The 22,359-nt window shown below is 41.1% G+C and carries 19 protein-coding genes and 1 other RNA gene; 1 reads left to right on the forward strand and 19 read right to left on the reverse strand.

Annotation, left to right across the window (positions count from 1 at the left end; genetic code table 11):
* Window positions 1-5: 5 nt before the first annotated feature.
* From G587_RS0101315 to G587_RS20920, 15 genes are all read right to left on the reverse strand, one after another.
* Window positions 6-833, reverse strand: a complete 828-nt coding sequence (locus tag G587_RS0101315; RefSeq protein ID WP_026490758.1) for a hypothetical protein — start codon at window positions 831-833, stop codon at window positions 6-8.
* A 185-nt stretch (window positions 834-1,018) separates the two neighbouring features.
* Window positions 1,019-1,367, reverse strand: a transfer-messenger RNA (tmRNA) gene (ssrA, locus tag G587_RS24925).
* Between the two features lie 242 nt (window positions 1,368-1,609).
* A complete protein-coding gene (gene smpB, locus G587_RS0101320) occupies window positions 1,610-2,074 on the reverse strand; it encodes an SsrA-binding protein SmpB (protein WP_026490759.1) in 465 nt (154 codons plus the stop codon).
* A gap of 78 nt (window positions 2,075-2,152) precedes the next feature.
* Window positions 2,153-4,585, reverse strand: coding sequence for a ribonuclease R (gene rnr / locus G587_RS20910; protein WP_051200513.1), 2,433 nt, complete (start codon window positions 4,583-4,585; stop codon window positions 2,153-2,155).
* Between the two features lie 100 nt (window positions 4,586-4,685).
* Window positions 4,686-4,928, reverse strand: a complete 243-nt coding sequence (gene secG / locus G587_RS0101330; RefSeq protein ID WP_026490760.1) for a preprotein translocase subunit SecG — start codon at window positions 4,926-4,928, stop codon at window positions 4,686-4,688.
* Between the two features lie 82 nt (window positions 4,929-5,010).
* Entirely contained in the window at window positions 5,011-6,558 is a 1,548-nt protein-coding gene (gene gpmI / locus G587_RS0101335) for a 2,3-bisphosphoglycerate-independent phosphoglycerate mutase (RefSeq protein ID WP_026490761.1), read from the reverse strand.
* Between the two features lie 130 nt (window positions 6,559-6,688).
* Window positions 6,689-7,612, reverse strand: coding sequence for a hypothetical protein (locus G587_RS0101340; RefSeq protein ID WP_026490762.1), 924 nt, complete (start codon window positions 7,610-7,612; stop codon window positions 6,689-6,691).
* A gap of 109 nt (window positions 7,613-7,721) precedes the next feature.
* Window positions 7,722-9,440 carry a DEAD/DEAH box helicase gene (locus G587_RS20915; RefSeq protein WP_081679294.1) on the reverse strand — a complete coding sequence of 573 codons (1,719 nt, stop codon included), beginning with the start codon at window positions 9,438-9,440 and terminating at the stop codon, window positions 7,722-7,724.
* A gap of 168 nt (window positions 9,441-9,608) precedes the next feature.
* A complete protein-coding gene (pgsA, locus tag G587_RS0101350; protein WP_026490763.1) occupies window positions 9,609-10,145 on the reverse strand; it encodes a CDP-diacylglycerol--glycerol-3-phosphate 3-phosphatidyltransferase in 537 nt (178 codons plus the stop codon).
* Window positions 10,129-11,514, reverse strand: coding sequence for a 30S ribosomal protein S12 methylthiotransferase RimO (gene rimO, locus G587_RS0101355; RefSeq protein ID WP_026490764.1), 1,386 nt, complete (start codon window positions 11,512-11,514; stop codon window positions 10,129-10,131). Before rimO ends, pgsA begins: the two co-directional genes overlap by 17 nt.
* Before the next feature lie 16 nt (window positions 11,515-11,530).
* The gene (rpoZ, locus tag G587_RS0101360; RefSeq protein ID WP_026490765.1) at window positions 11,531-11,815 is read right to left on the reverse strand and encodes a DNA-directed RNA polymerase subunit omega; all 285 of its coding nucleotides are present in this window, start codon (window positions 11,813-11,815) and stop codon (window positions 11,531-11,533) included.
* 25 nt (window positions 11,816-11,840) lie between these two features.
* Window positions 11,841-12,464 (reverse strand): guanylate kinase, encoded by a 624-nt coding sequence (gmk, locus tag G587_RS0101365; protein WP_026490766.1) that lies wholly within the window; start codon window positions 12,462-12,464, stop codon window positions 11,841-11,843.
* Window positions 12,465-12,479: 15 nt separating this feature from the next.
* The gene (locus G587_RS0101370) at window positions 12,480-13,367 is read right to left on the reverse strand and encodes a YicC/YloC family endoribonuclease (protein ID WP_026490767.1); all 888 of its coding nucleotides are present in this window, start codon (window positions 13,365-13,367) and stop codon (window positions 12,480-12,482) included.
* A 172-nt stretch (window positions 13,368-13,539) separates the two neighbouring features.
* Complete coding sequence (locus G587_RS0101375) at window positions 13,540-15,333, reverse strand: Rqc2 family fibronectin-binding protein (protein WP_026490768.1); 1,794 nt, start codon at window positions 15,331-15,333, stop codon at window positions 13,540-13,542.
* Between the two features lie 12 nt (window positions 15,334-15,345).
* Entirely contained in the window at window positions 15,346-17,577 is a 2,232-nt protein-coding gene (locus G587_RS20920; protein ID WP_051200515.1) for an LTA synthase family protein, read from the reverse strand.
* Between the two features lie 108 nt (window positions 17,578-17,685).
* Between G587_RS20920 and G587_RS0101385 the strand changes: the two genes are divergently transcribed.
* Entirely contained in the window at window positions 17,686-18,537 is an 852-nt protein-coding gene (locus G587_RS0101385) for a glycerophosphodiester phosphodiesterase family protein (RefSeq protein WP_026490769.1), read from the forward strand.
* Between the two features lie 56 nt (window positions 18,538-18,593).
* Here G587_RS0101385 and G587_RS0101390 read toward each other — a convergent pair whose 3' ends face one another.
* The 4 genes from G587_RS0101390 to G587_RS23985 all read right to left on the reverse strand — a co-directional run bounded on the left by G587_RS0101390 (window position 18,594) and on the right by G587_RS23985 (window position 22,278).
* On the reverse strand, window positions 18,594-19,193 hold the full coding sequence (locus G587_RS0101390) for an Hpt domain-containing protein (protein WP_026490770.1): 600 nt from the start codon (window positions 19,191-19,193) through the stop codon (window positions 18,594-18,596).
* A gap of 178 nt (window positions 19,194-19,371) precedes the next feature.
* The gene (locus G587_RS0101395) at window positions 19,372-20,091 is read right to left on the reverse strand and encodes a hypothetical protein (protein ID WP_026490771.1); all 720 of its coding nucleotides are present in this window, start codon (window positions 20,089-20,091) and stop codon (window positions 19,372-19,374) included.
* 149 nt (window positions 20,092-20,240) lie between these two features.
* Window positions 20,241-21,035, reverse strand: coding sequence for a response regulator (locus G587_RS0101400; protein ID WP_026490772.1), 795 nt, complete (start codon window positions 21,033-21,035; stop codon window positions 20,241-20,243).
* Window positions 21,016-22,278: a sensor histidine kinase gene (locus G587_RS23985; protein WP_051200517.1), complete on the reverse strand. Its 1,263-nt coding sequence runs from the start codon at window positions 22,276-22,278 to the stop codon at window positions 21,016-21,018. Before G587_RS23985 ends, G587_RS0101400 begins: the two co-directional genes overlap by 20 nt.
* Window positions 22,279-22,359 lie beyond the last annotated feature (81 nt).

Genomic DNA, 22,359 nt, shown 5'->3' on the forward strand with positions numbered 1-22,359 from the left:
TGAAATTAGTTGTCTGCATCTACGATCTTGTTGAGGTAGTAATCAACAGAACCGGTGTTACCGTTCTTGTTGTACTTGTAGTTAACACGAATGATTGTTGTAGCATACATGCTGTTCTCAACGATATCGTGGCTGTCCTCATCAATAACCTGCTTCTGGGTGCTGAGAATAACCTTCTTGTTATTCTTAATCTGTGTCCAGTATAATACAGGCTCTGTCTTACCATTTGTTGTTACGTTCTTGTACTTGCCAACCTGGATAGACTCAAGTGAATAGTTGTTACCCATCTTAACCTTGATCTTACCCTTGCTAAGATCTGTAACGTAATTAGCAGTACCTAAGCCAGTCCTTGTAGATAATTCCTGGTTACCGAATGTAGCCTTCTCGATAGGTGATGTTGCATTGATGAATACTGAGTAAGGCTCACCGTTAACTGTGAATTTGAAGTTGAAGAGTCTCTTAGGTGTTTTGCTTGTGTAGAAAGAGAATCTGTAGATGATCTTATCTGTGTTATCATCGTACTCGATTCTTGAAAGCTTATACTTAAGTTTCTTAGCACACTTAATGTTCTTTACCTTAGCGTTCTGGTCGTTGATAGCAATTGAAAGAACATTCTTTGCATAAGTACCGGGTGTGATTGTTACCATCTTGTTGCCGGTTTCTTTGTAAACAAGCTTTCCTCTTTTGTTCAGCGCCTGTGTTGTCTCACTTATGTCTACCTTTACAGCTGCTCTGGCTGTAATGGAGCTTGTAGGTACAGCACATAAGATGAATGCAGCAGCGAGTGCTGAAGCGACTACCTTCTTCAAAATCTTAGTCCCCTTAGTTTTCATACTTTCCTCCTTTGTGTGCACATATTTTGTGTCTCTGTCCATTCTAACCACAAGAACATGTAAATGCAAGAAAAATCAGACATTTTTATAAATTCAGATTAAATTAAAGCAATATTTTATATATACATAGCAAATAATGCTATTGGAAATAAAAAAGCGCTATGCAATTAAGCATAGCGTCTTTGGAGTGGATTAGGCGGGAGTCGAACCCGCGTCCAAAAATCCGTCCCCTGTCCTTCTACTGTCATAGCTGGCTATTGTGGCAAAGCCGATTCCCTTCCATAACCGGAAGCAAGCGCCCTAATATGGAAAGTAGCCCCTGATACGACCATGAATGCGGAGCGGTCATCATGTCGTTTCCTGCAAAGTCGACGCAGGTTACTGAATGTGCAGGTGCACTCAGGCCTACGCGCTGCGCTTAGGCAGCGAGTGCTAAATTATCTTCAGCGTTTATATTTAGGTTTGAGGTCTAACGCGCCATCCCGCGGACAGCTTCTCCAGCTTCAGAATCCCTGTCGAAACCTTTACTAACCCTTAAAGGTTTTATGTACAAGCCCGTCGGACTTGTACATACAGTATATAGACTTTTTCATAAATAATCAACTAAACTTGTAGTTTATTCGTAAGTGATTATATCAAAATTAATCTAAAATTGCACGAAAAATTCGAAAATAAAATTAAAAAACATCAATGTTATTATTTTCTATTAAGAATTAGTACAAGTTTTTCTAAATATCAAAAAAATAAGACCGCTGTCAAAAACAGCGATCCCATTATCACCTAAGACTTACCTTATAATCTCTCATTGCTTCTCTTTGCTGATCTCGTTTGGCAGTTGACTCTCTCTTGTCATAGAGCTTCTTACCTTTTGCCAGACCTATCTGAACCTTCACCTTGCCGTGTTTGAAATATACTTCAAGCGGAACAAGTGTATAGCCCTGTGCCTGAGATGCCTGATCAAGCTTTCTGATCTCAGTCTTATGAAGAAGGAGCTTACGTACACGAAGCGGGTCCTTATTGAAAATATTACCCTTTTCATAAGGACTTATATTCATACCGCAGATGAAAGCCTCGCCCTTATCTATGCTCACCCATGCTTCCTTTATACTGCACTTCCCCTGCCTTAATGATTTCACCTCCGTACCTGCAAGTGAAATACCGGCTTCATACTTTTCTTCTATGAAATAGTCATGAAATGCTTTCTTGTTATTCGCTATAAGCTTAATGCTGTCGTCAGCCATGACGTATTACCTCTGTTTCATTAGTCTTAGTCTATTATGCCACATTATGATTAAAAATCCATAACCTAATGCTATAACTTACTTTTTCTTTTTTCTGCCCTTACCCTGGATGCTTCTTGCAGCTTTAGAGGTGGCAGATTTCTTGTGCTTATGTACCTTGTAGACCTTGCGGCCGCTTTCCTTCTTTTCCTTCTCGGCTTTATCGCCCTTTTTCTTACTAAGTTTTTTGAGCTTTGCAGCCTCTTTAAGAATCTCCTTTTCGGCCTTTTTCTTTTTACCTTCTTTTTTCTTGGACTTAGGAGCTTCTTCTATTCCGGAATCAAGCGAAAGCTTTGATATCTTTGCAGCCCTTATCTGTGCAGGAGTCTTCCTTGCAGGCTTAGCTGCTTTGCCCTTTGTCTTCTTTGAATCCTTCTTACCCTTCTTGGATTTCTTTTCAGAAACATTTACAAAATGAAGCTTACCATCCTCATCCTCTTCGTAATAGTCCTCTTCGAAATCAGCAATGTCTTCATAATCGCCAAAATAAATATCGCGTCTTTTGGAATATTCATCGTCAACAATTCTGAAGTCAATGGTCTTGGCGAGTCTGTCAGTGTCATGAACCCTAACGGTTACAACCTGACCCAGAGTATATTTCTTACCTGTTCTCTCACCAACAAGGCAGTAATTCTCTTCATCAAAAATGTAGAAGTCATCCTCCATTGTGACAGCAGGAACCATACCCTCACAGGTATTTGGAAGCTCAACGAACATACCCCATCCGGTAACACCGGAAACAACCCCCTCAAAGGTCTCTCCGATGTGGGATTCCATAAACTGAGCCTTCTTTAATTTCTCAGTTTCGCGCTCAGCCTCTTCAGCCCTTCTCTCGGTGTCCGATGAATGTGAAGCAACAGTTTCAAGTATATCCCTGTAGTGCTTAATCTTCTCATCATCCATTCTTCCTCGAAGATAATCCTTTATGATTCTGTGAATCTGCAGATCAGGATATCTTCTAATAGGAGAAGTAAAGTGGCAGTAATATTTACATGCAAGGCCGTAGTGACCAAGGCACTCAGTGCTGTACTTAGCCTGCATCATACTCCTAAGAGCAATTCTGCTTATAACAGCTTCCTCTTCAGTGCCCTCTATTTTCTCAAGGAGCTTTTGGATTTCAACAGGCTTAATCTCCTCAGCCCTTACATTTAAATGAAGTCCAAGTCTTGAGATGAATGCATTTAAATTAGAAATCTTTTCAAGGTCAGGCTGCTCATGAACGCGGTATACAAATGGCGCCTGCATCCAGAAAAAGTGCTCAGCCACAGTCTCGTTTGCAGCAAGCATAAAGCTTTCAATAAGAGAGGTTGCTGTATTCGCAGTCCTTATATTGATTTCAAGAGGATTGCCATCTCTATCAAGAGTTATCTTTGCCTCAGGAAAATCGAAGTCGATAGCTCCTCTTTTCTTTCTCTTATTCTTTAAAATCTCAGAGAGCTCTGCCATCCTTTTAAACATGGGCACAAGCTCTTTATAACGGGATATCTCGTCAGGATCATCGTCCTCAAGAATTGCAGCTACGGAAGTATAGGTCATTCTCTCGTTTACATTTATAACAGTCTCTGCAATTTCGTGCGATATAACTGCGCCGTTACAGTCAATGTCCATAAAGCAGCTAAGAGCAAGTCTGTCCTCACCGTGATTAAGCGAGCAGATACCATTACTTAATCTGTGCGGAAGCATAGGAATTACCCTGTCCACAAGATATACGCTGGTACCGCGCTTAAGCGCTTCTCTGTCCAGAGTAGAACCCTCCTGAACATAATTGGTTACATCTGCAATATGTACGCCAAGATGATATATTCCATCCTCATAGGATAGGGATACCGCATCATCAAGATCCTTTGCATCCTCACCGTCAATTGTAACCATAGTCACATCGCGAAGATCCTTACGTCCCTGATAGTCTCCCTCAATAAGATGGTCCTTGCATTTTTCAGCCTGGTTCATCACCTTCTCCGGAAAAACGCTGGGGATATCATATCCCTCTACTATAGAAAGGATATCAACTCCTGGATCATTAATATTTCCGATAATCGCAGATACCTTTCCCTCAGGCTTTCTGCCCTTTTTAGGATCGCCATAATCAGTAATTGTTACTGCGACCTTATCACCTGTAACTGCACCCTTTGTGTGTTCCTTTAACACAAAGATATCCTGTGTGAATTTCAAATTATCCGGAATTACAAATCCGTAGGTATGTCCGTCCTGAAAGGTTCCCACAATCTTATCAATTGCTCTTACAAGCACCTTAACCACACGGCCTTCATCACGCATACCACCGTTAGTGTTCTTGTCGGAGGTTATCGTAACCTCAACAGTATCTCCTTGAAATGCGCCACCGGTGTAGTCCTCAGGAATAAAAATATCCTCATCACTTCCTTCTACCTCCACAAAGCCAAAGCCTCTCTGGTTGGAAATAAAGGTTCCGGTCATATTCTCTTTTTTAGCCATTACTTTCTTTTTACTCATATTTATTTTCCTAATCTCCCGTGGAGCGCCTTTTCATAGGATTTATAACGAAATGAAAAAGGGCACTCAAAATGAGTGCCCTTCAAGGTACGATTGTAATTTAGAATACAGTCATATTAAGTACTACGCTAAGAATGATAAAGAGTACTGATAATACGATTGTAACCTTCTTAAGAACTCCCTCTCTGGAACGGCCCTTAATCTTGCCCCAGTAAGTAGTCTCTGCAAAACCCTGAATAGCACCAAGTCCCTGTGTCTTACCTTCCTGAGCAAGAACAAGTGTAACAAGTGCAACACAATCAATAATAAAAATAATTGCCAAAACAATTTTCAACGTTGCCACGAAAAAATCCCTCCTAAAAATTTTCACAAATACTTGTTAAAGATAACACAAATATTTACAAAAATCAACAAGCTCAAAATTCTTATTTCTTAATAAGCAGTGACTTACCTGTCATCTCTGCAGGCTGCTCATATCCCATGCACTCGATAAGTGTAGGAATGATGTCTGCAAGGCATCCGCCCTCACGAAGTGTGTAAGCAGGATCATAGTTTACAAGGATGAACGGAACAGGGTTTGTTGTGTGAGCTGTGAAAGGCTCGCCTGTCTCGTAATCGATCATCATATCTGCATTACCGTGATCTGCGCAGATGAACATTGTGCCGTTCTTAGCCTTAACAGCTTCAACGATCTTACCAACGCACTCATCTACAGTCTCAACAGCCTTAACAGCAGCATCGATAACACCTGTATGACCTACCATGTCAGGGTTAGCAAAGTTAGTAACTACAACATCATACTTATCTGAGTTAATAGCCTCAAGTACTCTGTCACAAACCTCAGGAGCGCTCATCTGAGGCTTAAGGTCGTATGTAGGAACATCCTTGGGTGAGTTAACAAGGATTCTGTCCTCACCTTCGTTAGGCTCCTCAACACCACCGTTGAAGAAGAATGTAACGTGAGCATACTTCTCTGTCTCAGCGATACGAGCCTGCTTCATTCCCTTAGCTGCAAGCCACTCACCGAAGGTATTGTTAAGAAGAACCTTCTTGAATGCGATCTCCTTGTTAGGGATGAGCGGATCATAATCTGTGAAGCATACGTATGTTGTGTTGATACGAGCTCCTCTGTCAAACTTATCAAAATCATCATCGCAGAAGCAATGTGTGATCTCTCTTGCTCTGTCAGGACGGAAGTTGAAGAAAATGATTGAATCATTGTCCTTGATTGTAGCTGTGGGTGCGCCATCCTTCATGATAACTGTAGGAATAACGAACTCATCTGTCTTGCCATCCTTATATGTCTGAACCATGCACTCGTGTGCGCTGTCAGCCTTGTTGCCTTCGCCCTTAGTCATAGCGTCGTAAGCAACCTTAACACGATCATAGTTGTTATCTCTGTCCATAGCGTAGTATCTGCCGGAAATAGTAGCAATTGCACCTACGCCGATCTCCTTCATCTTATCCTCGAGCTGCTGAACAAAGTCGATTCCTGATTCCGGAGGTGTATCACGACCATCAAGGAAGCAGTGAACATAAACCTTTGAAAGTCCGTTCTTCTTAGCGAGCTCAAGAAGTCCGTAGATATGAGTAATGTGGCTGTGTACACCACCATCACTTACAAGACCGTACATGTGAAGAGCTGAATCATTCTTCTTGCAGTTATCGATAGCAGCCATAAGACCTTCGTTTGTGAAGAAGTCGCCATCCTCAATAGACTTTGTGATTCTTGTAAGCTCCTGGTAAACGATACGGCCTGCGCCCATATTCATATGACCTACTTCGGAGTTACCCATCTGACCGTCAGGAAGACCTACAGCAAGTCCGCTTGCGTTACCGCGTACATAAGGATAGTCCTTCATAAGACCGTCAAGTACGGGAGTGTTAGCCATTGCTATAGCATTTCCCTTCGGATTATCATTAATTCCGAATCCGTCCATAATAAGTAAAACTGTTGGTTTAGAACCCTGCATTTTATATGCCTCCATTTTTATAAATTAATGCTTATTCGAAAAGATAAGCTTTTTATCGGTTTCCACAAAGTAGTATACCCATAAATTGTGTGTTTTTCAAATAAACTTTTTATGTACTTATCATAATTCCTTATATTTCCAATGATTTCGTGTATTTAACTATTCTTTCTTCAAGCTCTGCCTTATCTTCAGGGCTAAGCTTCTTCTTTTTCTGGTTGATTACGTTATACTCAATAACCTTTATAAGCTGGGCATCTGAGCTGTTTTCAATTTCACTGTCTCTTTCTAAGATATACTCTGCAGCGAGTATTGCAAAAAGCTTGGCAGGCTCTGTCTTATCTGCTTCGTTTGAATCCGCAATGTCAAAAAGGCATTTTCTTGAAAGACTGATTATCTCCTCAGAAAAGATCTCATCACTTCCCACAGGAATTATCATATAGGAAAACATCAAAAGATCTAAGCCTGTGATATCCTCTGAATCAGCACATTCATTAAAGGTTTCGGAATTAAAAAGCTCTCTTCCAAGCTCATTTACAAGCATCTTATACTTTTTCTGTCTGCTCATCTTCTGAGGCATACCGGCCATCATGGAATGATCGTAGGCATTCTTTATTTCAACATCAGTCCTTGAAAGCTCTGAAAATGCCCACAGCATTGCAAGCTTTTCATTATGACTTAAAGCTTTTACATCAAGCTTACTTACCATAAGAAAATGCGCAGCATCTAATCCTGCATGTATGCAATCTCTTGCAAATATAGAATCAAGATCATCGTATACCCTTGAGGTAACACACATAAGACCTGCAAAAAGTGATGTCCTAAAAACATCTCCTCCAAGACTTCCGTCCTCGTCCTGTTCCTCATAGCTCTTCTCGATAACGGGGCTTGTACCTTCCACAAGCTCCTTAAAATAAGCTTCATCAAAGGTGCGCTCTTCATCATTTATCAGGAATTCGTGCATATACAGCTTGTAGGCACAGCTGACTAATTCATTACCATTACCACTGTTTTTAACTCTGTCACCAAGCACCTTTACTATAAGTCTATAATCCATCTCAAACCTCTTGTATATTATTAGAATTTTTTAATTCATAAGTATTTACTATGGAATAAAAAAGAAACCACATTGATTATACAATGTAGTTTCCATTTTTACACATATATTATTTCTCTTTTCTTACGCCAAGCTTTTCGGTTCTGGGTCTTGCATTTCTTCTGAACTTATCAGCAGACGCCTTCTTATGCATACCGTTTGCATCTCTCATGCCGCGTCCGTCCTTGGAATACTTGCCATCACTGCGACCATAGCCGGAGCCCTTGCCGTCACGTCTACCCTTACCGTCTCTTGAGCCATGACCCTCACCGTATCTTCCGCCTCTACCATCGCGGCGTTCTCTGCCTCTCTGGCTTCTGTACATGTCGCGCTTTCTGGGCTTAAGATCAAGGTCCTCGGGAGCCTTACCCATCTTAAGTCTCATAAGTCCGGCTGCAAGCTGCTCAATTGAGTACTCATCTTCAGCAACCTTGTCGTTGAGGAACTCAAGGCAGTCTGTGATGTCACCGCTCTCAATAAGGTCGATCACCTCGCCAAAAAGCTTTCTTGCCTTAGCTCTTGTGATCTCCTTTGCAGAGGGAACCTCTCCCTCTTCGATCTTGGTATGACAGATTTTCTCAATCTCTCTCAGCTTGTACATCTCTCTTGGAGATACAAGTGAAAATGACTGACCGCTCTTACCGGCTCTACCTGTACGTCCGATTCTGTGAACATAGTACTCGATATCCTCAGGAATATCGTAATTGAAAACAGCTGTAACACCGCTTACATCAATTCCTCTTGCAGCCACGTCAGTTGCAATAAGGAAATCAGCCTGTCCGAATCTGAATAGATTCATAACAGTATCTCTCTGGTACTGAGAGAGGTCACCGTGAAGTCCCTCTGCTCTGTAGCCCTTGTTCTTAAGGATACCTGTAAGCTCGTCAACCTTCTTCTTTGTATTACAGAAAACAAGGCTTCTTACTGGCTGATGATACTCGATAAGTCTTGTGAGCACTTCCTCCTTGAAGGCCTGAGGAATAACGTAATAGTACTGCTCGATAGACTTAACTGTGATCTCCTTGGGAGTCATCTTTATGTACTCAGCATCCTTCTGATACTTTCTTGTTATCTGAAGAATAGGCTCAGGCATTGTTGCTGAGAAAAGTGCTGTCTGCTTCTCTTCGGGCATTCCATCAAGGATAGTCTCGATATCCTCTCTGAATCCCATATCAAGCATCTCATCAGCCTCATCAAGAACAAGAACTCTTACATCGTTCATCTTCATGGTGTGGCGTCTCATGTGATCCATTACTCGTCCGGGTGTTCCAACAACTATCTGCACACCTGAGGACAGAGCTCTTATCTGTCTGGAGATATCCTGGCCACCGTAAACGGGAAGGACCTTTATACCGTGCATATATTTACCGAAACTTCTTATATCATCAGCTGCCTGCATTGCAAGTTCTCTTGTAGGGCAAAGTACAACTGCCTGAAGATGCTTGTTATCAGGATCAACCTTCTGAAGAAGCGGTATACCAAAGGCTGCAGTCTTTCCTGTTCCTGTCTGAGCCTGTCCGATGATATCCACGCCCTTCATCATTACAGGAATAGCTGCCTTCTGGATGGGAGACATATATTCAAATCCCATCTCAGTAATGGCACGAAGAACTCTCTCATCAATACCTTCTGCTTCATCATAGCGAACCTTCACTTCTTCCTTAGCTTCAGCTCTTTTACCATCAGAATCCTTGTGGGAATACTTCTTCTGATCTCTGTCCTTTGAACCTGTGACAGCCTCTGATATCCCTTCAATGTTTTTCTTGATCTCGTCTAAAATATTTGACATATTACCTCTTTCTTTTGTATGGAATTTTCATTCTATTACATAAAATGGGGACGAACATCACTCAAATGTCGTCCCCATTAAAAACATTCAAATTAACACAATGCAAAACTATAACATCAATTTCGGTTTTACACAAGTAAATAATTTAAATACTTTAAAATATGAAAATTACATATCACCGCTCATTACATCTTTATTCTTAATGATGTAATCGCAAAGTGAAATGATCGTAAGCGCAAGTGCTATATACATAATGATCGTAGTAACCAGCTGAAGCTGAGGAATATTAACGATCATAAGTATAACCATGATCATCTGGAAGGTTGTCTTGAACTTGCCCCAATAGCTTGCTGCGATGACACGTCCGTTCTCAACAGCGATAAGTCTGAAGCCGCTAATGATAAATTCTCTTGCGATGATGATAACAACGATCCATGAAGGAATTCTACCAAGCTCAACAAGACAGATCATAGCACTGCATACAAGAAGCTTATCTGCCAGCGGATCCATAAATTTTCCGAAATCCGTGACAAGATTATATTTTCTTGCAATCTTACCGTCTGCTAAATCTGTAAGAGATGCAACGATGAAAATTCCAACAGCGATCCACTTATCAGCCTCGCCAAATATGTGTGCAAGTAAAAATACTACAAAAAACGGAATCAGGATAACCCTAAAAATAGTAAGCTTATTCGGTAAATTCATCTTCATCGTCTTCCCCCTCCATCAATTCGCCAATCAGGTCATAGTCATTAGAGCCGGTGATAAGTACCTCAACAAACTGCCCACTCATAAGGTCATAGGGCACATTCATTATAAAAAGATACCCATCAACATCAGGAGCATCCATATATGTTCTTGCCACATAAGTGCTGCCATCGTAATCATCATCGTCATCATCTGCTATTCTTCCTTCGATAACAGCGCTGACAATCTGTCCGATTCTGTTTCTGGCAGCCTCAAAGGCGATTTCCTGCTGCAGTTCCATTATATCATCACGGCGCTTTTCTTTCACCTCTTCAGGAATCTGATCAGGCATTTCTCCTGCAACAGTTTCCTCCTCCTGAGAATATGAAAAGCATCCGAGTCTGTCAAACTTCATTTCCTTTACAAAGGACATTGTCTCTTCGTGATCTTCCTCTGTTTCCCCGGGGAAACCTGCTATAAGAGTTGTCCTTATGCAAATGTCCGGAATAGCTTCCCTTATCTGCTTAATTCTTTCAGTTATCTCTTTCCTTGAAGTTGCTCTTCCCATCTGCTTAAGGATATGATCTGAACCGCTCTGAATAGGAATATCCAGGTAGTTACATACCTTAGGAAGCTCCTTGATGGTAGCGATCAGTTCATCCGTGATCTCCTCGGGATAACAATACATGATTCTTATCCATTTGAGTTCCTCGATGTCTGAAAGTCTTCTTAAAAGCTCAGGTAATTTCTTTTCCTTATAGAGATCAACACCGTAAAGGGTTGTCTCCTGGGCTACAAGAATGATCTCTGTAGTACCCAATTCCACAAGTGCCTTGGCGGATTCGATGATCTCCTCCATGGGAACACTTCTGTATCTTCCTCTTACCTTAGGAATTACACAGTAGGTACAGTTCTTATTACAGCCCTCTGCAATTTTAAGGTAATTGTACTGACCGCCCGTGGTCTGAACACGCTTCAGATTACCATAGGGCTTCTTCTCAAGAGAATCCAGATACATCTTAGTATCATTATTCTCTTCAAGCACAGAATCCAGAGCTTCTACAATGTGCTCTACAGATGACGTTCCAAGAATCCTGTCAACTTCCGGAATCTCCTTAAGAACCTCATCCCTGTAACGTTCTGCAAGACAGCCCGTTACAATAAGAGCCTTATATTTTCCACTCTTTCTGTACTCGCCAAGCTCGATGATGGTATTGATACTTTCTTCCTTCGCATCACCAATAAAGCAGCATGTGTTTACCACTGCTGCTTCGGCTATTTCTTCATCATCTGTAAATTCATGTCCCCGCTGTGACAGCATTCCAAGCATAACTTCAGAGTCAACGCGGTTCTTGTCACAGCCGAGAGATACAAATAATATTTTCATAGATTATGTCAGGGAATTAAGCTTCCTCTGTAGCTCCTTCGTCCTTAGATTCAAGAAGTGCTTCCTTTTCCTCATCAGAAAGAATTCTAAGCTTGTCAGCATTGAGCTCGTCTACAGCGATTGAAAGGAATTTCTCCTTATCCTTAACTCTTACCATAGGCTCGTCACCAGCGATGAGCTGTCTTGCTCTCTTAGCTGTTGCCATAACGATGGAATATCTTGAGCTGATGATAGGCTCATTTCCTTCCTCTACGTCCTTATTAACTACCTTCATAAGATCAACATATGACGGATGTATCATGTTAGTCCTCCATTAAAAAAATAAATTATTTAAGCTCTGACAGCTGTCTCTGGATATCCTCAATAAATTCCTTATTGCGTCCGGGAGTAAAATGTGCTGCCTGAATTATCTCATGCATCTCTCTAACACAAGTATCGAGATTGTCATTGATTACTATATTATCATACTCGTCAATACCCTGTCCCTCTTCTTTTGCACGAAGAAGTCTTCCGTGTATGACATCGTCTGTTTCTGTACCTCTTCCGCGAAGTCTCTTCTCCAGTTCTTCAACTGTGGGAGGCATTACAAAAAGAAGAAGTGCATTAGGGAATTTCTTCTTGATCTGAAGAGCACCCTGGATTTCAATCTCAAGAATTACGTCTTTTCCGGCTTCAAGCTTTTCCTCAACAAACTTCTTGGGAGTACCGTAGTAATTACCCACATAGCAGGCATGCTCCACAAGGCCATCCTCAGCAATAAGCTTCTCGAACTCTTCCTTTGTCATGAAAAAGTATTCTCTGCCGTGTTCTTCTCCGGGCCTGGGATTTCTCGTCGTTGCAGATATTGATAATTCATAATTATCATATCTCTTGATGAGCTCCTTCATGATAGTGCCCTTGCCGGCGCCGGAAAAACCTGATACTACAACTATAATTCCTTTTTTGTTCATAAATATCTTCCTATCTTATTCAATATTCTGTATCTGCTCACGAACCTTCTCAACATCAGTTTTTAGACTGATTCCCTTATCTGATATCTCAAGATCCGTAGACTTTGACAAGATAGTATTTGATTCTCTGTTCATCTCCTGGGCAAGGAAGTCGAGCTTACGGCCGATTCCCTCCTTGTCGTCGCCCTTATTAAGGGCATCCCTCATGGCTTTTATATGACTGCGAAGCCTTACAAGCTCCTCATCAACGCAAACCTTATCAGCGTAAAGTGTAACCTCCATGATAAGTCTGTTCTCATCAACAGCCTTATCCTCAAGAAGCTCCTTAACCTTATCGCGAAGCTTATTCCTGTACTCCTCGATGATTACAGGTGATCTCTTAGTGATAAACTCAACGCTCTCAAGCATTCCTGCAAGCTTCTCATCGAGATCCTTGTGAAGGAATTCACCTTCCTTTTTCCTTGCTGCGGCAAACTCTTCACCGGCACCGTCTATGGCCTTTTTAAGGCTGCCCCAAAGCTCTTCCTCATCAAGCTCCATGTCTTCCATACTGAAAACATCAGGATACTTTGACAATGAAGAAACTCTGATATCATTATCAATACCGAAATCCTCAGACATCTGCTTGAGATACTGAAGATACTCAGCAGCGATTTCCTTATTATATCTAACTCTGGTGTCTGCCTCTGAAAAATCCTCATAGGTAATGAAAACATCGACCTTACCACGCTTAACGAAGGTCTTAAGCTCATTCCTTATCTTGGATTCAAGAGCATTGAACTTTTTTGGCATCTTGATATTGATGTCAAGATAACGGTTATTTACGGACTTCATCTCAACCGTAAACTTATGCTTCTCATCGGCTACTTCGCTACGTCCATAGCCAGTCATACTGAAAACCATACGAAACCTCACAATCCGGCATTGTACTGCCATTAAATTTTGAAATAAACCGGATTATCTATTCTCCTCTCATACCCTAATAGATACATCCTATACTATAATAAAATGTTCCATATATTAAAGTCAACATAATAAAAGACTCAGAGCATAGCATCACTCTGAGTCCGTTTTCTTATTCGATTTCCTTAAGTGCAGAAATATCTGTCCCGATGACCATGGAATAGTTTGTGTAATATACCACAAATCCTGGTTTAGCACCGCCCGGCTTTTTAACGTCCTTGCGTTTCAGATAGTCAATCTCGACCTTATCCTGGTCTTTTCCTTTGGAATAATAAGCCGCAAGGGAAGCAGCCTCCTCGAAGGTTCTGTCCGGAACCTCCTTACCCTCTGTTATAAGAACAACGTGAGATCCGGGAATTCCCTTAGCATGGAACCACCAGTCACCACCGTTTGCCATCTTAAATGTAAGCTCATCATTCTGATAGTTATTCTTGCCTACATAAATATGGAAGCCATCGCTGCTTACATAGTGTAAGGGCTTGCTCTTGGATTTCTGGTTTTTATTATTCTTGCCGTTCCTGCCCTTACCGTTGATCCTGTCTGCAGCGCTTCCCTTAATATATCCGCCTTCAATGAGCTCTCTTCTGATATCTGTGAGGTCATCCTCCTGCCTTGCAATATCAAGTGAAGCCGCAATGGACTCAAGGTGTGATACAGTCTGGGAAACCTCCTGCATCTGCGTCTCCAGAGCCTCTGCAGTTCTCTTAAGCTTGGTATAGCGGTCAAAATACTTCTTGGCATTCTGAGCAATAGTGAGTGTAGGATCAAGAGGTATTGTCACGTCATTACCTGTATTGTAGTCATTAACAGTTATAGACTTTGCCTCAGGCTCAGCGCTATATCCGTAAACCGTTAAAAGCTCGCCGTAAATACGATACTTATCCTTTTTCTCCGTATCCCTGAGCTGATTAGTCTGAAGATCAAGGGTACGTACATTTCTCTCCAAAGCAGTTGCAACAAGCTTTCTTAGATCAGATGACTTCTGTCTTATTCTTGTTACCGTATTCTTCTCAGCATAGAAATCAAGAAGAAGAGATGAAATCTCATCATACTCCCTGTAATCTGAATCATCACCGCCGTGAAACATTGTTAGAGGAACCGCCGCATATTCCTTAGGCTTTTCATTTATATAAATAAGCTCAGGTGCAAAATTACCCTCTTTTATATCATTCACAACACCTTCAAAGGAAGTCCAGATTTTAGACAGTTCCTCCGAATCAAGAGCTATTGCAGATTTATCGCTGTCCAGGCCAACTCTGTAGCATATCTCCTGAGCGATAACCGGAGACAAGCCTGTAAATGAACCATACAAAGCCTTGAAAAGAGCCTGTCCCTTAGAAGGAATTATGCTCATAAAATCATCCTTTGTAGCTGACAAGGGATCAAGCTTATCCTGAGTTACGGGAACAAAGTAATCACGTCCCGGAAGCACCTCTCTTACTGAGCTCACAGATGAAGGGATATGCTTAATAGAGTCGATGATCTTATTATCCTCATCGACAAAAATGATATTGCTGTACTTTCCCATAAGCTCCATAAGAAGTGTCTTATGGCGAAGGTCACCCATTTCATCAAGGTGCTCAATCTCAATTCTGATAATTCGCTCAAGTCCCGGCTGGTGCACATCTATTATCTTTCCATTCTGCAGATGCTTTCTCAAAAGCATGCAAAAATTAGGTGCCACCATGGGGCTCTGCTTATTTTCATCAGTCATGTACACAAGCGGAAGTGATGCGTCAGAGGACATGAAAAGTCTCCTCTGGCCTCCGCCATTTTCAACAGACTTACGGACAGTAATAAGAAGCTCATCCTTTTCAGTCTGAGCTATCTTATATATTCTTCCACCTGTTAATTCTTTCTTTATGTCGCGCACTATGTTTGCGACTGTAATACCATCAAATGCCATTTTATTTATCCTTTAGTATCGTCTGCATTCCTTATCAAGCAGGTCAAAGTTCACATAGTCCACAACTCTTCCTGTGGAATTATTAACTACTGCAAAGTGCAGACCTTTACGTTCAATCATTACGTTAGTGTCGTTTATCTCAAGAACGAAATCACTGTCCTTAAAGCTATCCCAGCTTCCCTTGATGTTATAGGATACAGTATCATTCACCTTTCCCTTGAGTTTCTCATTATCCTTTGAAACATGACTTTCGGACTGCTCTGCATTTATGGCAGCAACTATGGTTACGTCCTGCCCCTTAGGGATATCATCGGTTATACCAAGAGCCTTAAGAGCTGCAATATTGTCATCCGAAAGACGCATAGCTCCGCTCTTTCTGGTAGTTATGAAAACAGTATAATCACCGCTCTCGGCATAGGGCTTTATAGCTTCAAGATATTCCTGGAAGTCTGTCTGCTTAAGGTTCATATCTCCTCTCTGTGAGAAAAGACTTATATCTGAGCCCAGAGCACCCTTACAGATAATATTGAAATCAGTATCCTTAGGATTGATCTCAGAAACAGGAATCTCAACCTCATAGCTTCCGTCAGGCTGCTGCTTCATGATATAGATCATAGAGCTGCTATAGTCTCCGTCTCTTCTGACGTCAACCTGCATCTCCTCAATCTTCTCAACAACTCCCTTTATTTCGCTGACAACAACCTTAACATTGTCGCCCTCGATATTTATGCTGGCATTGGCTGAAGCTCCTTCATAATTCTGCTCCATTGCCATCTCGTCTGTAATTCCTGCAAGCTCGTTCATAAAGTGAGACTTTCTGTCCAGCTCAGCCTTTTCATATTCCATTCCATACTTCTCAAGAAGTGTCTCTGTATCTGAGAAAAGGTTTGTTCCAAGACCAAGTCTTTCGCCCTCAATTGAAGCGCCAAGAGCTGCAACGGTTGTAGGGAACATATCAAAGGTTGTGTAATCTCTTGCATAGCTATTAACCTTTGTAGCATCAGCATTTATAAAGCAGGTATACACCTTCCTTGTGTAGTCAGAAGGAATCATCGCACAAAAATCAGCGTCCATTGTGGGATGATCACCAACAAGAACTATGGTTGTATTTTCATAAAAATCCTGCTCCTTGATCCATTCAACGAATTCAGTGGCCTGTCTGCTTGCGCAAGCAAATACATTTGAATACTGATCGTCGAATTCATCCTGGCAGAGTCTGCATACATAGCCATCCTCAAAATGAGTATCAACTGTAAGAAGTGTCATGTTGAAGGGCTCATCATTTTTAGAAATCTCGAGAAGGCGCTGCTTTGCAAAGTCAAAGAGCTTCTCATCCTCAAAGCCCCACCATACGCCGTAATCCTGAGGAATCCAGCCTGCATCCTTTGCATAGGGATAGTCGATAATGTCAAAATCTCCGTGGGTCTTAAAGAAAAGCTCACGTCCGCCAAATGTAGCATTAGAGCCGCAAAGATACTCCTGATGATAGCCCTCATCCTTCAAGATATCACCAAGTCCCCTGACTGTAGGAAAGAATGACTCCTGATCGGACATACTGTTAGCATCAATACTTATCTGAAGCGGAAGTCCCGTTGACTGGGCAAAAATAGCTCCCATGGTCCAGTCTGTTCCGGGCATGGAAAAGCCACCTGTCAGCTGATCAGAGCCGTCTCCGAAAAACTCATTCTGAAGCGCAAGCTCTGTAAGCTCAGGTATTCTGTTCTTATCAAAGCCGCCGCCATGCTCCTTATCTGTATCCGTAACCTCTGTTGACTCAAGATAGATATAGATAAGATTCCTCTTCTTTTCAGGAAAAGCTACGCTAACAGAATTGGGATCCGCATAGTTATCCTTGATAAATGTGGAGGCATGAAGCTGTTGATCTATATAGGATGTCATATCAAGCTGCCCCCAGGTAAATGCCAGTGCAGCCACCAGAGCAATAACACCGGTAAAACCTGCAATAAGATTTCTCTTACCTCCAAAGGCTTCCTTCTTTACAAAGGTCAGGAATAAGAACACAAGCAAAGCTGCTACGCAGGCAGGGAAAAGTGCCTTCATAATAAACAGCTTTATCATCGCATGTGATGCTCCTGAAAGTGACATCTTCACGTTAAAAACAAGCTCATTTACAGTCATGGTGTTCCAGGTATGGAAAAACCACCAGGCAGTAAAGAAAAGTAAAAACGGTATTCCTATTATTATTGTTGCAATTATATTCTTTAATATATTTCTCTTTTTCACGAAAGCTCCCCAAAAATGTTATAATCATATAGGTTTTTCAAACCAAACTATTTTAGCATAATACGGTACTAAATATCAAAAGTAGCTTGTAGTTAAGGAAATCTTTTCATGAAAACAAAAAAATTATCACTTACATTTTTTGCACTTATTCTATTATTCACCTGCACCTTATGCGGATGCTCATTTTCCGGGAAAACTCCGGATGAAATAGTAAAAATGCGTCTCTTTTTTATGGACAACAAATATATAATCCATGCCTGCGGAATGATCAGCGATGAGGATGGCAATGAATACGATTACACAAACTCAAAGGAAGCTCTTACAAACTCCCTTAATAATGGCAACAAGATAATCGAGATAGATTTTCACTATACAAGTGATCATGAGCTTGTCTGCGGACACGCATGGGGTGACCTTTACTTAGACGGCAAGCAGCTTACACCCGGCGAAGCACCTACCCTTTCAGATTTTTTAAACTGCAAGGTTCAAAACAAATTCACTCCTCTCACCTTTGAGGATGTCACTAAATTCATGGAAGAAAATAAAGATTTCTATGTTGTTACGGATACCAAGGAAACAGATATTGAAACCTATAAAATGATTGCTGAAAAATATCCTGACCTTTCCAAGAGATTTATAGTGCAGATATATCACGCCTCTGAATACGATGATGTAAAAAAAGCAGGCTTCCCCTATATCATATATACGTTATATGAAGCAACCGAGGATGAGCTTACTGAAAAAGCACTTTTAAAGGCTGCTAAAAAGCCCCTGATCGGATTTACCTTTCACAGCGACCTTGCCTCAGATTCTGATTTCGTGTATACGATGCTAAAAACAAAAACTCCAATGTTTGTACATACTGTAAATGATGATTTTCTCATTGATGAATTTTTAAATATGGGAATCTCCGGAATCTATACAGACAGAACCGATCTTGTAACAAAAGCTACTGAATAAATCAAATTAATTTAGAAAAGGCTTGAGGAATTTCAAAAAACCTCAAGCCTTTATTTTCACTTTGTTTCAAGAATTCTGCCCATCTCATCCCAGTCAAAATTCTGAAGTGCCTTTTCTATGTTTTTAATGCATTCGCTGTCCTTTACGGAAAGCTTACACTTTTTCAGTTCGTCCAAAACAATCTCAGCAGCATCATAGTCCATGGATGAAACTGCTTCCGCCAGAGTTTTGCAAGCCTCCTTAAGCTCCTCCTCATCAATCGGTCTCTTATCACAATTGATGTCACTGTTAATATCCTCAAGGACTGACAGCTTCTCTGAATAGCTTCTGAACATTTTAAGAAGCTTATCAGTATTGGCATCAATGCATTCTACATCTTCATTCTTACCGGCCTGCTCAAGCTTAAGCGCCAGTTCAGACAATTCGTGCGCACCGATAACCTTTGAGGTACTTTTAAGAGAATGAACCTTGGTTGTATAATAGCCAACATCACCGCATTTATAAGCATTCTCAATCTCATCAGCCTTATTATCTATACTTGAATAAAAGCCGTTCAGATATTTGAGAAGTACCTTTTCAGTGCCGCAAAAAGCAAGGCCTTCCTTAACGGAAATCCCATCTATATTATTTAATGACTCAATAATCCTTTTTTCCATAATACAAATATACAATCCCCCGCTTGTATACTCATATTATACACAGAGTTTCCAAAAATAAAAGACTTGATTATTGCCAGCCAATCTTAAACAATTGCTAAAAAATATGACAGCCCGCATGGGGAGCGGGCTGCCAAAAAAATGAAGAAAAAAGGAATGAAATGAAAAAACAGCGGGCTTATTTTATGGTATCGAATATAATTACTTCGCCTTTGTCAATGAAATCATACATTTCTACTACGTCCTCGTCTGACTCAGCAATAACAACATCCTTGCCATCCTCTGACTTGTAGTAGGTTGCATTTCCGTCTGTATCGAAGTTCACATAAACTTCGTCCTCTGCCTCAAGGCCCTTATCCTCGACCTCGTAAGCCTTTACATAATGATTACCGGCTGTGTAGATCTTATTGTCATAGATCATAAGCGGATAAGCTGTTCCGCCGGAATAAACATAACCGAGATACTCGATTTTATCACCGTTATATCTGTAGAGGTCAGCCTCTGTTGTTCCGATGCTGCCTTCCATATCACAGTCATAGGTATAGTCGGTAACTGCAAACAGATCAGCGCCATCTACTGATATATTAGCGTACCCCTGGCCAGGCTGAAGCTTGTTTACGATGTCTGTAAAGGTCGCACAATCTGAAATATCCACAGGCTCGTGCTCGGGTGTAACAACCTCAGCTGCTGTTGCTGTAGCTTCATCCGCGATTTCATCGGTTTCAGCTGCCACCTCTTTAGCGACATCTTCTACAGCTTCAGAGGCCTCCTCTGCCTGATCAGCTGCTTCCTCTACAATCTCAGAGGCTGTGTCGGTAACCTCAGCAGTATCTTTGCTCCCACAACCAGCAAGTACTATCATAGCCCCGATAAGTAACATAGATACTTTCTTTTTCATATTTTTATATCTCCTCATCATAAGAAAATCTGTAACATTTATGTTACATGCTTATTGTAATATCACCTGTCCAACAGATGTCCAACAAGACAAATAATTATTTTTTGAATAAAAATTCCCACTCCATAGCATGAATCAGGAAGTAATTATCAATAATCGTCACCAAGGAGAGCGCCCTCTGTGGTGCTTGCCCAGTAATAGGAGTTCATGTATACGCCTCTGAAGTTCTTGACTGCCTCTTCGTCTCCATCAAGGAATTTATACATATCGCAGTTAATGAGCTCAGGACAGATTCTCATGGCACCGCTCTTGATCTCAAGAATGTCACTGATCTCATATTCTTTCAGTGTATCCTTAAGACTGCGGATTATAACGTCCATCTGCTTCTGCATGGCTCTGTCGTACATTCCGTCCTCCCAGAGTGCAGCAAAGGCCTCTGCTCTTGTCACGGTGCCGCCCTTATTATCTATAAGATATGCAAGAAGCTCCTTTGACTTGGATCTCTTGAATACAACGGTCTCTCCCTTTACAAATAGATCAAAGTTACCAAATGTCACAGCCTTGGCAAGGGTGCCTGATTCGTCATCCTTATTGTCTATTACGTACTGAACCTCCTGAAGAAGCTTATCTCTGGCAATAGGCTTAAGAAGGTAACCATCAGCATGGATTGAAAATGCATCAACAGCATATTCAGAGTAGCCTGTAAGGAATATAATTGATGTCTGGGGACTCTTTTCCTTAATGATCTTGGCAAGAGTAAGTCCGTTCATCTCAGGCATATCCACATCAAGCAGCGCAAGGCTGATATTATTTTCATCCATGTATTTAAGTGCAGCCTCTCCCGAGGAAAAGCCCCTTACCTCATCAAAGAAGCCAAAGTCCTCAAGAAGTGCTACAGTAAGATCTAAAATCAGATTTTCATCATCAACGCAAATCGCTTTCATTATTATGCTCCCCACATGGTACCTTAACAGTTACCATTGTTCCTACATCAATCGTACTTTCGACTGACAAATCTCCTCCGCAGAGATTCTCAAGCCTTGTCTTTATGGTCTTTAATCCAAAGTGCTCCTCACCCGATGCTTTAAGTTTCTCTACATCGAAGCCCTTTCCGTTATCACGGACAGTAATCACATGAAAACCGTCTTCTGTTTTTACGGTTATCCAGATGCTTCCGGTTTTCCTGATTCTTACTCCATGTCTTATGGCATTTTCTACGATTGGCTGAAGGGTAAGTGCCGGAAGTTCAAAATCATCATCCTCAATGTCATAATCAATCCTGATATTGGGGAATCTTATCATCTCAATCTCGGAATAAACCCTTGTATGCTCAAACTCCTGATTAAAAGGAATAAGGCTGTTTTTATTGAGTGATCCTATGTTATTTCTAAGATAGGTTCCGAATTTCTCCGCTGTAGTAAATGCCTTTTTAGGATCCGTAAGGCAAAGAGCCTGAATCGTAGAAAGGGTGTTGTACATAAAATGCGGCTGAATCTGAGACATCATTATCTCAATCTTGGTCTCATCCTCAAGTGCCTTATCGTGCTCTCTTACAAACTGCAGGTGAAGCCAGATGTAGAAAAAGAGGCATCCGGTAATAAGCGCAACAGTTTGAAATGAGACACTCGCATTAAACATTCCGCTTATATCTACCAATACACAGATAGTAATGATCAGCGCTATCATAACAGGAATAAAGTTTATCAGTTTTCTCTCATCCTTGAATTTTTTTAGTGCGACCCAGACCAGCCATACTATTAATATACCACTAATTATATGGCAACTGTATCCAAGAGGTCCTCTTACGAAAAAATTATCCTTTGAAATCGTAAAAGCTATACCCGAGTACAATGCAGTGGAATATATCATCAGGTTGATGATCGCCAGAATCCACGGCTTCTTATCATCGCTTAACAGTCTGATGAAAAGAACAATTATTATAGGTCTTCCAATGTAGCAATACATACTGGTGAGTATTCTTGCAAATACGCTTATGCCTGTTAACTGCAGGTAGGTTTCTATTTGCGAAGCAAAAACAACCGAAAAGATAAGACCGACATTTTTAAACAGTATCATTCTCTTATCTTTTTTTATGTATTTATCTACACATATAACCGCCGCTAAGCATATCAGCTGTAGCAGCAGCGAAAAATTAAGAGCTATCGAGCTCTGAGCTGCCAAATCCATAGTTGCTAATCCCCTAATTTGTAATTTTGTAGACAAAGCCACCAAATCCTGCTTCCTTGGAAGCCTTGTCATATACATAGA

Origin of the sequence: Butyrivibrio sp. XPD2002 (assembly GCF_000423945.1) — a bacterium.
Classification (GTDB): domain Bacteria; phylum Bacillota; class Clostridia; order Lachnospirales; family Lachnospiraceae; genus Butyrivibrio.